At 58.8% G+C, this 12,702-nt stretch carries 12 protein-coding genes and 1 riboswitch; of the genes, 6 read left to right on the top strand and 6 right to left on the bottom strand.

All coding sequences use genetic code 11. The features are described from left to right. Positions 1-71 precede the first annotated feature (71 nt). Both AC07VO_RS08930 and AC07VO_RS08925 read right to left on the bottom strand, forming a co-directional pair. Positions 72-458: an MAPEG family protein gene (locus AC07VO_RS08930; RefSeq protein ID WP_018928745.1), complete on the bottom strand. Its 387-nt coding sequence runs from the start codon at positions 456-458 to the stop codon at positions 72-74. 50 nt (positions 459-508) lie between these two features. Beyond that, complete coding sequence (locus tag AC07VO_RS08925) at positions 509-1,342, bottom strand: EamA family transporter (protein WP_018928744.1); 834 nt, start codon at positions 1,340-1,342, stop codon at positions 509-511. A gap of 210 nt (positions 1,343-1,552) precedes the next feature. Here AC07VO_RS08925 and AC07VO_RS08920 point away from each other — a divergent pair, with 210 nt between their 5' ends. Further along, positions 1,553-2,722 carry an MFS transporter gene (locus AC07VO_RS08920; protein ID WP_086944418.1) on the top strand — a complete coding sequence of 390 codons (1,170 nt, stop codon included), beginning with the start codon at positions 1,553-1,555 and terminating at the stop codon, positions 2,720-2,722. 6 nt (positions 2,723-2,728) lie between these two features. On the opposite strand, the gene AC07VO_RS08915 is transcribed toward AC07VO_RS08920, so the two are convergent. Beyond that, a complete protein-coding gene (locus AC07VO_RS08915; protein WP_018928742.1) occupies positions 2,729-3,616 on the bottom strand; it encodes a formate/nitrite transporter family protein in 888 nt (295 codons plus the stop codon). A gap of 242 nt (positions 3,617-3,858) precedes the next feature. Then, complete coding sequence (locus AC07VO_RS08910) at positions 3,859-4,263, bottom strand: acyl-CoA thioesterase (protein ID WP_064620913.1); 405 nt, start codon at positions 4,261-4,263, stop codon at positions 3,859-3,861. A gap of 198 nt (positions 4,264-4,461) precedes the next feature. Next, positions 4,462-4,560, top strand: a riboswitch (S-adenosyl-L-homocysteine riboswitch). 23 nt (positions 4,561-4,583) lie between these two features. On the opposite strand from AC07VO_RS08910, the gene ahcY reads away from it, so the two are divergent. The 4 genes from ahcY (at position 4,584) to rhlE2 (ending at position 10,092) form a co-directional block, all read left to right on the top strand. Then, entirely contained in the window at positions 4,584-5,993 is a 1,410-nt protein-coding gene (ahcY, locus tag AC07VO_RS08905) for an adenosylhomocysteinase (RefSeq protein ID WP_018928740.1), read from the top strand. 190 nt (positions 5,994-6,183) lie between these two features. Beyond that, entirely contained in the window at positions 6,184-7,029 is an 846-nt protein-coding gene (metF, locus tag AC07VO_RS08900; protein ID WP_086944417.1) for a methylenetetrahydrofolate reductase [NAD(P)H], read from the top strand. A gap of 168 nt (positions 7,030-7,197) precedes the next feature. Then, positions 7,198-8,013, top strand: a complete 816-nt coding sequence (locus tag AC07VO_RS08895; RefSeq protein ID WP_018928738.1) for a substrate-binding periplasmic protein — start codon at positions 7,198-7,200, stop codon at positions 8,011-8,013. A gap of 222 nt (positions 8,014-8,235) precedes the next feature. Then, the gene (gene rhlE2, locus AC07VO_RS08890; protein ID WP_018928737.1) at positions 8,236-10,092 is read left to right on the top strand and encodes an RNA helicase RhlE2; all 1,857 of its coding nucleotides are present in this window, start codon (positions 8,236-8,238) and stop codon (positions 10,090-10,092) included. A 142-nt stretch (positions 10,093-10,234) separates the two neighbouring features. On the opposite strand, the gene AC07VO_RS08885 is transcribed toward rhlE2, so the two are convergent. Then, entirely contained in the window at positions 10,235-10,828 is a 594-nt protein-coding gene (locus AC07VO_RS08885; protein WP_018928736.1) for a YceI family protein, read from the bottom strand. Between the two features lie 32 nt (positions 10,829-10,860). Beyond that, the gene (locus AC07VO_RS08880) at positions 10,861-11,412 is read right to left on the bottom strand and encodes a cytochrome b (protein WP_018928735.1); all 552 of its coding nucleotides are present in this window, start codon (positions 11,410-11,412) and stop codon (positions 10,861-10,863) included. A gap of 363 nt (positions 11,413-11,775) precedes the next feature. On the opposite strand from AC07VO_RS08880, the gene AC07VO_RS08875 reads away from it, so the two are divergent. After that, the gene (locus AC07VO_RS08875; RefSeq protein ID WP_018928734.1) at positions 11,776-12,624 is read left to right on the top strand and encodes a YncE family protein; all 849 of its coding nucleotides are present in this window, start codon (positions 11,776-11,778) and stop codon (positions 12,622-12,624) included. Positions 12,625-12,702: the final 78 nt, after the last annotated feature.

Genomic DNA, 12,702 nt, shown 5'->3' with positions numbered 1-12,702 from the left:
CGTCGCAATATCGCGAATGAACATCGATCCCTGCTGGGAATGGCGCAGCCTGCGATCCTTTGATCTTGCCGTTAAACAGACACCACAAAGAAACTGACAATCAGCCCCATGCCAATGGCCCACACCAGCGACCGCAGAATCGCCCAGTCCGCCAGATAGCAAATGATGTACAGCAGCCGACTGGTGATGAACAGCACCGATAGCACATTGATCGTCACCAGTTCGGCATTGCCGGCCAGATGCGCCACGATCACCGCCGCGGCAAACGCCGGGGTCACTTCGAAGCTGTTCAACTGCGCCGAATGCGCACGCCTGGCCACGCCTTCGAGCGAATCCAGAAACGCCCTTGGGTCGTGATTCTGTTTCAGCCCGAACTTGCCATTGCTGAACTTGGCGACGCCTGTGCACAGATAAGGCAAGCAGATCGCAATCAAAATGCACCACAGAGCAACCGTCATAACGCAGTCCCTTCTTCAAGTTGTAGAGAATCGAATTCCATCAGCGGCGACTAAAACTTCATCACCAACATGCCGATCAATACCAGTCCACAGGCTAAGAGCCGTGGCCTGCCAAAAGGTTCTTTGAGGTAGCGCATGCCGAACAGCACCACCAGAATCACGCTGATCTCGCGCAGCGCCGCAGCCTCGGCAATCGATCCGAGCTGCATGGCCCACAGCACCAGAGCGTAGCTGAACAATACGCAGAACCCGACCGCCAACCCCAACCGCCACTGCTCACGCCAGAACAACATGAACGCCGGGCGTTTGCGCACCAGCGCCAGCAATGGGAACGGCCAGGCACTGAGCACTGTGACCCAAACCAGGTAGTCCAGCGGATGGGACCAGCGCCGCAAGGCCTGGCCATCGATGAAGGTGTAGCAACCGATGCACAACCCGATCAGCGCCACCACCGGCAGCATCGACCACGGCAGGCGCACCCCGCCACCGCCCTGCCAGAGCAGGCACACCATGCCGAACGGGATGAGCAAAATCCCGAAGATCTGCTGAGCCGTCAGCACTTCACCGGCGAAGATCAGCGTCAGCGCCAGCACCACCAACGGTGACAGGCCACGCATCAACGGATAGACCAGGCCGAGATCGCCGACCCGATAGGCCTGGATCAACAGGTAGCGATAGAGCAACTCGAATGCCGCCGACGCAAGAATCCACGGCCACATATCCAGTGGCGGCAGCGCCACGAAGGGTAGCATCAGCGCGACAAACAGCAACGCCACGCTGTCCATGCAGGCCACCACCAACAGCCGCTCCGCGCTGAACTTGATCAGGGTATTCCACGCCGCGTGCAACAGCGCCGCCACCAACACCAGAATTGTCGCAAGCACGGCACACTCCTTGTATTGCCCCTACATCGCGGGACAGAGATTTGATTCGCCATATGTCCGCAGCTGTTTATACTGCAAGCGACCACGCCGCACTCAGTTGCGCACAGACTAATTCCAATAACTCCTGCCTCTGCCCGCTCTCATCGAGAACGGTCGTCGGCCTGCGTATGCCTGATCAAAGCGTCAAGACTACCGACAGAGACCTTGCGCATGCCACTCGCCTTGCTTGCACTGGCCGTTGCCGCTTTCGGCATCGGCACCACTGAGTTCGTCATCATGGGCTTGCTGCCCGATGTCGCCCGCGACCTCGCCGTGAGCATTCCTCATGCTGGCCTGCTCATCACCGGTTATGCCCTGGGCGTGGTGTTCGGTGCGCCGATTCTCGCGGTCGGCACCGCCAACATGCCGCGCAAAGCCACACTGCTGGGCATGACGCTGATGTTCATTCTCGGCAACATCCTCTGCGCCCTGGCGCCGAACTACGCCACCTTGATGGCCGCACGAGTGATCACCGCGCTGTGCCATGGCGCGTTTTTCGGCATCGGCTCAGTGGTCGCTACCAGTCTGGTGGCACCGAACAAACGAGCCCAGGCAATTGCCATGATGTTCACCGGCCTGACCTTGGCCAACGTGCTGGGCGTGCCATTGGGCACTGCTCTGGGGCAATACGCCGGCTGGCGCTCGACCTTCTGGGCAGTGTCGGTGATTGGCGTGATTGCAGCCATTGCGCAGTGGGTCTGGCTGCCCAAGGAAATCCCCATGGACAAAGCCAACCTGGCCAGCGAATTCAAAGTGCTGGGCAAGGTCAATGTGCTGCTGGCGCTGGGCATGAGCGTGCTGGCGTCTACCAGCCTGTTCAGCGTGTTCACTTACATTGCGCCGATCCTGCAGGACATCACCGGCGTCAGTCCGCATGGCGTAACCATCATGTTGCTGTTGTTCGGGGTCGGCTTGACCGGGGGCAGCATGCTCGGCGGCCGATTGGCGGACAGTCGTTTGCTGCCTTCGCTGGTGGGGATGACATTGGCCGTGGCCATCGTGCTGGCCGCCTTCAGCCAAACCAGCCATTCAGTGATACCGGCGGCGATCACGCTGGTGTTGTGGGGCATCTTCGCCTTCGCGCTGTGCCCGATCCTGCAATTGCTGATTATCGATCAGGCCCATGAGGCGCCAAACCTCGGGTCGACGTTGAATCAAAGCGCATTCAATCTCGGCAACGCCGCCGGGGCTTGGATTGGCGGACTGGTGGTGGCCAGTGGCGCGGACCTGGCGGACTTGCCGTGGACCGGCGCACTGGTCAGCGTATTCACGCTGCTGACGGCGCTGTTCTTCATCTACCTGCAACGTCGCAGTGCTGCCGCAATCAACGTCTCTAGCTGACATTGATCATTTTTTGATCTTCTGCGGTTCGGATTCCTGAGCCCGCTCCGCAGAGGTCTTCGGCGGCCCGCTTTCACTGCGAATCTGCGCGTGACTGATCAGCGCGAAGATAAAACTGCCGCCAATAATGTTCCCCACCAGCGTGGGACCTGCGAACACCCACCAGAAATCCTTCCACGGCAACTCGCCGGCAAACACCAGGTAAGAAACCTCGACCGATCCGACCACGATGTGGGTGAAATCGCCCAGCGCCATGAAATAGGTGATGAGGATGATGATCCACATCTTGGCGCTTTCCATGGACGGGATCATCCAGACCATGGTGGCGATCATCCAGCCGGAGATGATGCCTTTGGCGAGCATCTTGCCGGCATCGTTCTCCATGACCTTGCGCCCGATCTCAAGGAAGGCCAGATCGGTCTTGCTGTCGAATATCGGCAGGTGCAGCATCACATATGCCACCAGCAAGGTGCCGCAGAGGTTGCCCACCAGCACCACCGTCCACAGCCGCAGCAACCGACCGACATTACCCAACGTTGGCTTGCTCATGATCGGCAGCACGGCGGTCAGGGTGTTTTCGGTGAAGAGTTGCTGACGGGCGAGAATCACCGCTAGAAAACCGGCGCAATAACCGAAGCTGGCGATCACCTTGTAGCCTTCGCCGTCCGGCAGGCGCGAGTTGAGCAGTCCCATGCCCATCAGCGACAGGCCCATGGTCAGGCCGGCAGCCAGCGCCGACCACCACAGCGCCGCAACGCTACGTTCGAGTTCCTGATCGCCTTGGGTGCGAATGATTTCGTGCAACACCGCCGCACGCGGGGGCTGGTTTTTATCGACCTCGCGCTGTTCCTGTGCCGAGAGGTCCGGGGTCTTGCCGTCGTTGGGCGTGTCCATAAGGCTGCTCCTGAACCGGTGGCGTGTCGTTTACGTACGACACGCGGGGTTCGGAGCTGTTCACTACCGGGGGAACGCAGCAAACCCTGTGGCGAGGGAGCTTGCTCCCGCTCGGCTGCGAAGCAGTCGTAAGCTGACGTGAAGCCTGCCTGAAAGAACCCAATGATAGATTTCAGGGCCGCTTCGCGCTGGAGCGCCAGCCCGGCCCAACGGGAGCAAGCTCCCTCGCCACAGAGCGGCAACTACTCGCCAATGTCATCATCCTTGAACTGGTCTTTGACGTACCTGATCTCGGTCCGGCCGTGCGGCATGGGCAGGCCGTCTTCGCCCAGGTTCACGAACACCATCTTCTCTACCGTCAAAATGCTCTTGCGAGTGATCTTGTTGCGCACTTCGCAGGTCAGAGTGATCGAGGTGCGACCGAACTCGGTGGCGGTGATGCCCAACTCGATGATGTCGCCCTGACGCGAGGCGCTGACGAAGTTGATTTCGGAAATGTACTTGGTGACCACGCGCTGATTACCCAACTGGACGATGGCGTAGATCGCCGCTTCTTCGTCGATCCAGCGCAGCAGGCTGCCGCCGAACAGCGTGCCGTTGGGGTTGAGGTCTTCGGGTTTTACCCATTTGCGGGTGTGGAAATTCATACTCACTCCTGACCGTCTTGCCGATTGATGCCGGCCATCATGGCAGAGCCCGGACTAGAGCTCTATCAAGCATCGACTATGGTCTCGATTACCGTTCGGACATTGACCAACAGAAACGCTTTGGAAGATCAGCATAGCCCGCTATAATCGCCCCCGTTTCAAAACGGTCATGTTTGATTGATACCGTTTTCCCGCCACCTGTCCGAGGGGCGCTGCAGCAGGTTCAACCTGTCAGGCTCGGATGGGGCGTTGACTGGCCACGGCCAGACACTAAACGCACAACGGCGCCCATTCGCATACATTACGAATGGAGGCTCTTCATGAGCGCTGTTATCACGCCTGCAGATTTTAACGATTACAAAGTCGCCGACATGTCCCTGGCTGCCTGGGGCCGTCGCGAAACCATCATCGCCGAATCCGAAATGCCGGCCCTGATGGGTCTGCGCCGCAAGTACTCCGTCGAGCAACCGCTCAAGGGCGCGAAGATTCTCGGCTGCATCCACATGACTATTCAGACTGCCGTGCTGATCGAAACCCTGGTTGCCCTGGGTGCCGAAGTACGCTGGTCGTCCTGCAACATTTTCTCGACTCAGGATCAGGCCGCCGCTTCCATCGCCGCTGCCGGCATCCCGGTGTTCGCCTGGAAAGGCGAGACTGAAGAAGAGTACGAGTGGTGCCTGGAGCAAACCATCCTCAAGGATGGCCAGCCTTGGGATGCCAACATGATCCTCGACGACGGCGGCGACCTGACCGAGCTGCTGCACAAGAAGTACCCACAAGTACTGGACCGCGTCCACGGCGTCACCGAAGAAACCACCACCGGCGTTCACCGTCTGCTGGACATGCTGGCCAAGGGCGAGCTGAAAATCCCGGCCATCAACGTCAACGACTCGGTGACCAAGAGCAAGAACGACAACAAGTACGGCTGCCGTCACAGCCTGAACGACGCGATCAAGCGCGGCACCGACCACCTGCTGTCCGGCAAGCAAGCGCTGGTCATCGGTTACGGTGACGTGGGCAAGGGCTCGGCCCAGTCCCTGCGTCAGGAAGGCATGATCGTTAAAGTCTCCGAAGTCGACCCGATCTGCGCCATGCAAGCCTGCATGGACGGTTTCGAACTGGTTTCGCCGTTCATCGACGGTATCAACAACGGTACCGAAGCGAGTATCGACAAAGCGCTGCTGGGCAAGATCGACCTGATCGTGACCACCACCGGCAACGTCAATGTTTGCGACGCAAACATGCTCAAAGCCCTGAAGAAACGCGCTGTGGTCTGCAACATCGGTCACTTCGACAACGAAATCGACACCGCTTTCATGCGCAAGAACTGGGCATGGGAAGAAGTGAAGCCGCAGGTTCACAAGGTTCACCGCACCGGTCCAGGCGCTTTCGACGCTCAGAACGACGACTACCTGATCCTGCTGGCCGAAGGCCGTCTGGTTAACCTGGGTAACGCCACTGGTCACCCAAGCCGCATCATGGACGGTTCGTTCGCCAACCAGGTTCTGGCGCAGATCTTCCTGTTCGGCCAGAAGTACGCCGACCTGTCGCCAGCCCAGAAAGCCGAGCGCCTGACCGTTGAAGTACTGCCGAAGAAACTCGACGAAGAAGTGGCCCTGGAAATGGTCCGCGGTTTCGGCGGCGTGGTCACTCAACTGACCAAGCAACAGGCTGACTACATCGGCGTTACCGTCGAAGGCCCGTTCAAGCCGCACGCTTACCGCTACTGATCGGTCCAGCAGTCCGCTCCCCATGGGAGCGGACTTATGCAGGAACCACGCTTCCTGTAGGAGCGAAGCTTGCTCGCGAACGCTTCACCGCGGTGCTGCTGAAAGACCGCGGCGCCTGCTTCGCGAGCAAGCTTCGCTCCTACAGGAAGCACGGCGCCTACAAGGCTTACGTGTTTCCAAGGATATGACCATGTCCCAAGAACGTCGCTACAGCTTCGAATTCTTCCCGACGAAGACCGATGCTGGGCATGAAAAACTGATCGCCACTGCCCGTCAGCTGGCGACCTACAATCCCGACTTCTTCTCCTGCACCTACGGCGCTGGCGGTTCGACTCGTGATCGCACCCTCAACACCGTGTTGCAGCTGGAAAGTGAAGTCAAAGTCCCTGCCGCTCCGCATCTGTCTTGCGTGGGTGACAGCAAGAACGATCTGCGCGGCCTGCTGACCCAGTACAAGGCAGCCGGCATCCAGCGAATCGTCGCGCTTCGCGGTGACCTGCCCTCGGGCATGGGCATGGCCAGCGGCGAGTTGCGTCACGCCAATGACCTGGTTGAATTCATTCGTGAAGAGACTGGCGATCATTTCCACATCGAAATCGCCGCTTACCCGGAAATGCATCCGCAAGCGCGCAATTTCGAAGACGATCTCAACAACTTCGTGCGCAAGGCCAACGCCGGTGCCAACAGTGCGATCACCCAGTACTTCTTCAACGCCGACAGTTATTTCTACTTCGTCGAGCGTGTACAGGCGAAGGGTGTGAACATCCCGATCGTGCCGGGGATCATGCCGATCACCAACTACAGCAAGCTGGCGCGCTTCTCCGACGCTTGCGGCGCGGAAATCCCGCGCTGGATCCGCAAGCAACTGGAAGCCTACGGCGACGACACCCAGAGCATTCAAAGCTTTGGTGAGCAAGTCGTCACCGAGATGTGCGAACGCCTGTTGCAAGGTGGCGCACCGGGGCTGCACTTCTACACACTGAACCAGGCTGAACCGAGCCTGGCGGTATGGAATAACCTGAAGTTGCCGCGCTAATAGCCGTTAACGCAAATCAAGAGATCGCAGTCTTTGGCAGCGCCTCCAGGGGAATATGTACCTCTGCAGGCGCCGCCGAAGGCTGCGATCTTTTGCTTTTAATGCCCGATCCAGAGCTTCTGGATCCGGTTTCTGGCTCTTTATGATTTCTCGTCGTAATCTCAAGCCATGCCCCTGATCACCCAGTTACTGACCGTGCTTCTATTCACTTGCCTGAGCTTCACCGCTCGCGGCGAGAAGCTGCGTATTGTCACCGAACCCTGGGCGCCTTACGTCTATGAAGAAGGTGGCAAGAACCTCGGGCTCGACTACGAAACCACGGCCATCGTCTTCAAACGCCTCGGGATTGACGTGGAATGGCAGTTCCTGCCGTGGAAGCGCTGCCTGTCGATGCTTGAGCAAGGCCAGGCGGACGGTGTGCTGGATATTTTCCACAGCGATGAACGCGAAGCGACCCTGCTCTACCCCAGCGAACCGCTCTCGCAAGTCGAATTCGTGATGTTCTACGCCAATGAACGGCCGTTCCCGTTTCGCACCCTGGACGACCTGAAAGGCCTGACCATCGGCACCTCGCCGGGCTACCTGTACAGCAAGGATTTCAGCGAATCGACGTTGTTTACCCGGGAACCGGCGCCTACCCATGAAGCCAACTTCGGCAAACTGGTGCGCGGGCGGATCGACCTGTTGATCACCGATCGCCGGGTCGGCCAGCACTTGCTCGATCAACTGGACATCCGCGACAAGATCACCGAGAACCCGACCGTCATCAGCCAGCAGAGCCAGTACCTGGCGGTGCGCCGCAATGCCGGGATGGATTTGTTGGTGCAGCGTTTCGGCGCCGAGCTCAAGCGCTTCAAGCGCGAACCGGCCTACGCCGAACTGAGCGCCCGCTATGGTGCCGGTCCGGCTGCCGAAGCCCGGGCCGCCAGCGCCACCGCAACCGGCGGAAAAACCGTTGAGCAGCAGGAAAGCGGCGCACAGTGATTGCTCTGTTATACTCCGGCCTTCCCGCCAGGCTCACGCCCGGACGCTCGGACTTGTTCAAGGCATCTCGATCCCGCTACAGCGCAGCTTTTCAGCCCGCGCGAGCGCTCCAGACGAGCCTTCGAGGCCCAGCAGGACCGGACGGGATTGCGTCCTCTTAAACGCCATTCGCGCCAGGCAAGACTCCCATTGGGCCAAGCCCTAACTAAAACAGGATTACTCATGTCCTTTGCTTCCCTCGGTCTCTCCGAGGCTTTAGTCCGCGCCATCGAGGCAGCGGGCTATACCGAGCCTACTCCGGTGCAACAGCGGGCCATTCCCGCCGTGTTGCAAGGTCGCGACCTGATGGTTGCGGCTCAGACAGGTACTGGTAAAACCGGTGGCTTCGCCCTTCCGATTCTGGAGCGGTTGTTTCCCAACGGTCACCCGGACAAATCCCAGCGTCACGGCCCGCGCCAACCACGCGTACTGGTCCTGACCCCAACCCGCGAACTCGCGGCTCAGGTGCACGAGAGCTTCAAGGTCTATGCCCGTGACCTGAAGTTCGTCAGCGCCTGCATCTTCGGTGGCGTCGGCATGAACCCGCAGGTTCAAGCCATGTCCCGTGGTGTCGACGTGCTGGTGGCCTGCCCAGGTCGCCTGCTCGACCTCGCCGGCCAAGGCAGTGTCGATTTGTCCCACGTGGAAATCCTCGTGCTGGACGAAGCCGACCGCATGCTCGACATGGGCTTTGTCCATGACGTGAAAAAGGTCCTCGCCCGCCTCCCGGCCAAACGGCAGAACCTGTTGTTCTCGGCGACGTTCTCCAAAGACATCACCGACCTCGCCGGCAAGCTGCTGCACAACCCGGAACGCATCGAAGTCACGCCACCGAACACCACGGTCGAGCGGATCGAACAACGCGTATTCCGTCTGGCCGCCAGCCACAAGCGTTCGTTGCTGGCACACCTGATTACTGCCGGCGCCTGGGAACAGGTGCTGGTATTCACTCGCACCAAGCACGGCGCCAACCGCCTGGCCGAGTACCTGGACAAACACGGCCTCACCGCCGTCGCGATCCACGGCAACAAGAGCCAGAACGCCCGCACCAAGGCCCTGGCCGACTTCAAGGCCGGTGAAGTGCGCATCCTGGTCGCCACCGACATCGCTGCTCGTGGCCTCGACATCGACCAGTTGCCTCATGTGGTCAACTTCGAACTGCCAAACGTCGACGAAGATTACGTGCACCGTATCGGTCGTACCGGCCGTGCCGGTCGTTCGGGCGAGGCGATCTCGCTGGTCGCTCCGGACGAAGAAAAACTGCTGAAAAGCATCGAGCGCATGACCAAGCAGAAAATCGCCGACGGCGACCTGATGGGCTTCGACTCCAGCGCTGTGGAAGCCGAGAAACCGGAGGTCCGCGAGCGTCCGGATGTGCGTAACCCGCGCGCCCCACGTGGCCCACGCGGCGACGGCCCGAACGGCAGCGGTGGTGGTGGCGGTCGTAAAGACAAAGGCAAGGACAAGGGTGGCAAGGAAAAACCTGCCGCCGGCCGTGGCGAGCGCCCGGCCCGTGAACACAAGCCACGCGAAGGCACTCCGGCCCGCGAGCAACAGCGCCCGGCCCCTCGCGCCGCCGCCGACCGTGCTCCGGACGAGTTCCTGGACGACGATATCGATAACTTCGGTAACCGCGTCGACTACGTGCCTCAAGCCAAACCGGCTCAGGGCCGTGGCCGCCGTCCGGGCGCACCGGCACAAGGCGCTGGCGCTCCGCGCGCCGGTCAGCCACAAGGTCGCCAGAACGGTCCGCGCAACAGCAGCGGCGCAACCACCGGCACCCCACCGGCCAAGCGCAGTGGCCCGCGCAACGGCGCTCCACGTGACGGCCAGGCCCGTCGCGAAGAGTCACGCAACCGCCGTCCGGCCCGTGACGACCAGTCTCGTTCGGAACCGGCCGTGCAGAACCCGCGGAGCCCGGCACCGAAGATCATTCACAAGGAGTCGAAAAGCGATCGCTTCCCGACCCCTGAGCAACTGGATCAACTGCCAGGCCGTCCGCGCGGCGAAAAACCAGCATTGCTGACCCGCAACCGCTGAGTTAGCACCGTTATAAAAAATGCCCTGATCTTGCGATCGGGGCATTTTCATTTCAGTTGAGAACATCCCTGCAGATTTTCTCCGACCATAAAAAACGCCCGCGATCGTGAGATCGGGGGCGTTTTTGTGTCAGGTGCGAAGATTATTTCGCTTTGACACCTTCAAACGTCACGTACAGATCGACTGCGTCGGACGCTGGGCCCAGGTCTTTCTGCTTGCCAAAATCGGAACGCTTGATGCTGGTGGTGCCTTCGAAGCCGGCACGGTAGCCGCCCCATGGATCCTTGCCTTCACCCAGGAACGTGGCTTTGACCACGATTGGCTTGGTCACGCCCAGCAGGGTCAGGTTGCCGGTCACGTCGGCAGTGTCTTTGCCTGCGGCGTTTTTACCGGTAGGTTTGACGCTGGTGGAGACGAACTTGGCGTCGGCGAATTTGCCCACGTTCAGGAAGTCACCGCTGGCGATGTGCTTGTCGCGTTCGGCGTGGTTGGTGAACACGCTGGCGGTGCGCACATTGAACTCGATCTTGCTGTCTTCAGGCTTGGCAGCGTCGAAGCTGAACTTGCCGTCGATATCCTTGAAGGTACCGATGATGTAGCTGTAGCCCAAGTGGCTGATCTTGAAGTCAACAAAGGCGTGCTGGCCTTCTTTGTCGACCACATAGTCGGCCGCCATCACGTTAGCCGACAGCAGAGCAGAACCGATTGCCAGAGCGGCGAGCGTCTTTTTCAACATGCTTTCTATTCCTTTGGAGTCGAGGTAGAACATCAGGCTTTGCGCCCCAGCATTCGCGTCAGGGTCGCATCACGATCGATAAAGTGGTGCTTCAATGCAGCCAACGCATGGAAACCGGAAAAAATTACCAGCAGCCAGGCCAGGTACAAATGAATCACACCCGCGGTGTCTGCCTGGTCCGGTAGTCCGGAAACCAGTGCAGGAATTTCAAACAGGCCAAACACCGGAATCCCGACACCGTCTGCGGTGGAAATCAGGTAACCGGCGATCATCACAGCGAACAGACTGAGATAAAGGAACGAATGGCCGAACTTGGCGCCAAGGCGGGTCATGCGGCTATAGCTTGGCAAGAGCGGCGGCGGTGGGCTGATGAAGCGCCACACTACCCGCAGCAACATCACGGCAAATAACACCAGACCAATGCTCTTGTGCAGATCCGGCGCGTCTTTACGCCAGGTGCTGTAGTAATCGAGACCGACCATCCACAACCCCAACGCAAACAGGCCGAAGACGGCCAACGCCACACCCCAGTGCATAAAGATGCTGACCCAACCGTAGCGGGAAGAAGAGTTACGTAGCTGCATTGCCCAAATCCTGTAAGAACTGCGCCCAAGACTATCGAGTTATCTATCGATTTAAAGCGGAAAATTTCGCTCTGAAATATCGAGAAATACGATCAAGACCTTGGGGCCGGGAGGTTAAGAGAGTGTTAACCGAAGGAAAAAACCTTCACGCACCCTCCTTATATTCATTTATGAGCCGATACCACTCGTCAGAACTGTCACATTTAACAGTGGCTTTCATTGCAGGTCATTGATGAACTTGAACTTGGACGTCAGTCCAAGTGTCTGAACAGGAGTTCTACCATGAGTCACAATTCGAGTTCATCCCCCGTGATAACACGCAGTCAATCCAATTCAATACCCGTAGGGGAAGGACCGCGAGGGATGGCCATCAGCAACGATGGATCACGTGTATTTGTTTGCAATTACATGTCGGACAATGTGTCCGTCATCGACACCCGGAACAAAAAGGTAATCCGCACCATCGCCGTGGAGCAGTATCCCCGAAGCATTGCCCTTGGCCATGAGGGGAAAAGAGCTTACGTGACCAACTACGGTTCAAGTTCGGTTTCGGTTATTGATACCGAAACATACGCGGTGGGTAACATCACGGTGGGTAGACACCCTTGGGGAGTCGTCGCGAGCCGGGACGGGAGGCATGTTTACGTCACCGTACGGCAGGATAAAGAGTGGCTGGCGATAATTGACGCTCGCACTTATGTGGTGAGCAGAGTCCGAGGGTTACCTTCACCGTCCATAAGTGTGGACATCAGCCAGGACGATTCGCGTCTCTATATTTCCAGTACCGATTCCCCTGGTCGCCCTTTTCAGGACGCGCTCACGGTCATCAGCAGCAAGACGTTCGAAGTCATCAACATCATCAAAACCGAAAAATATCCGTCAGCCGTTACTGTCAGTCCCGACGGTAGAAAAGTGTATATCGTGGGTCTGGACGCTCGAAGACTGACCGTGTTGGACACCCGGTCACTGACCACCCGGCATTTCGATTTTGTGGCTTGCGAAGGGGAAATAGTGTTTAGCAAAAAGAACGCTTACGCCGTTGATCACACCGAAAAAGAGGTCGTGGAAGTGAATACCGCCACCCATAAGATTGTTCGCAGGTTTCCCATCCCTGGGGCTATCGACCCGCATCATATGGTTCTTGATCATCATAACTGCGCCTATATCAGCGACTACCAAGGCGACGAAGTCCATATCGTCGATCTACCTTAGTACCAAAGAATCAGCCGGCCTCTACGAGGGTGCAAAGACATAAAAAAAGCGCGGCATCTCTGCCGCGCTTTTTTTTGA

Source organism: Pseudomonas sp. GW821-FHT03E01 (genome assembly GCF_059420765.1).
The sequence above is the reverse complement of the archived record's forward strand: the minus strand, read 5'-3'. Positions and strand labels throughout refer to the sequence as shown.

Excerpts from the sequence above, each read along its gene's own strand:
- metF (WP_086944417.1), top strand. The coding sequence starts at position 6,184 with ATGTCCCAAGAACGTCGCTACAGCTTCGAATTCTTCCCGACGAAGACC.
- AC07VO_RS08895 (WP_018928738.1), top strand. The coding sequence starts at position 7,198 with ATGCCCCTGATCACCCAGTTACTGACCGTGCTTCTATTCACTTGCCTG.
- AC07VO_RS08880 (WP_018928735.1), bottom strand. The coding sequence starts at position 11,412 with ATGCAGCTACGTAACTCTTCTTCCCGCTACGGTTGGGTCAGCATCTTT.
- rhlE2 (WP_018928737.1), top strand. The coding sequence starts at position 8,236 with ATGTCCTTTGCTTCCCTCGGTCTCTCCGAGGCTTTAGTCCGCGCCATC.
- AC07VO_RS08930 (WP_018928745.1), bottom strand. The coding sequence starts at position 458 with ATGACGGTTGCTCTGTGGTGCATTTTGATTGCGATCTGCTTGCCTTAT.
- AC07VO_RS08915 (WP_018928742.1), bottom strand. The coding sequence starts at position 3,616 with ATGGACACGCCCAACGACGGCAAGACCCCGGACCTCTCGGCACAGGAA.
- AC07VO_RS08910 (WP_064620913.1), bottom strand. The coding sequence starts at position 4,263 with ATGAATTTCCACACCCGCAAATGGGTAAAACCCGAAGACCTCAACCCC.
- AC07VO_RS08920 (WP_086944418.1), top strand. The coding sequence starts at position 1,553 with ATGCCACTCGCCTTGCTTGCACTGGCCGTTGCCGCTTTCGGCATCGGC.
- AC07VO_RS08885 (WP_018928736.1), bottom strand. The coding sequence starts at position 10,828 with ATGTTGAAAAAGACGCTCGCCGCTCTGGCAATCGGTTCTGCTCTGCTG.
- ahcY (WP_018928740.1), top strand. The coding sequence starts at position 4,584 with ATGAGCGCTGTTATCACGCCTGCAGATTTTAACGATTACAAAGTCGCC.
- AC07VO_RS08875 (WP_018928734.1), top strand. The coding sequence starts at position 11,776 with ATGGCCATCAGCAACGATGGATCACGTGTATTTGTTTGCAATTACATG.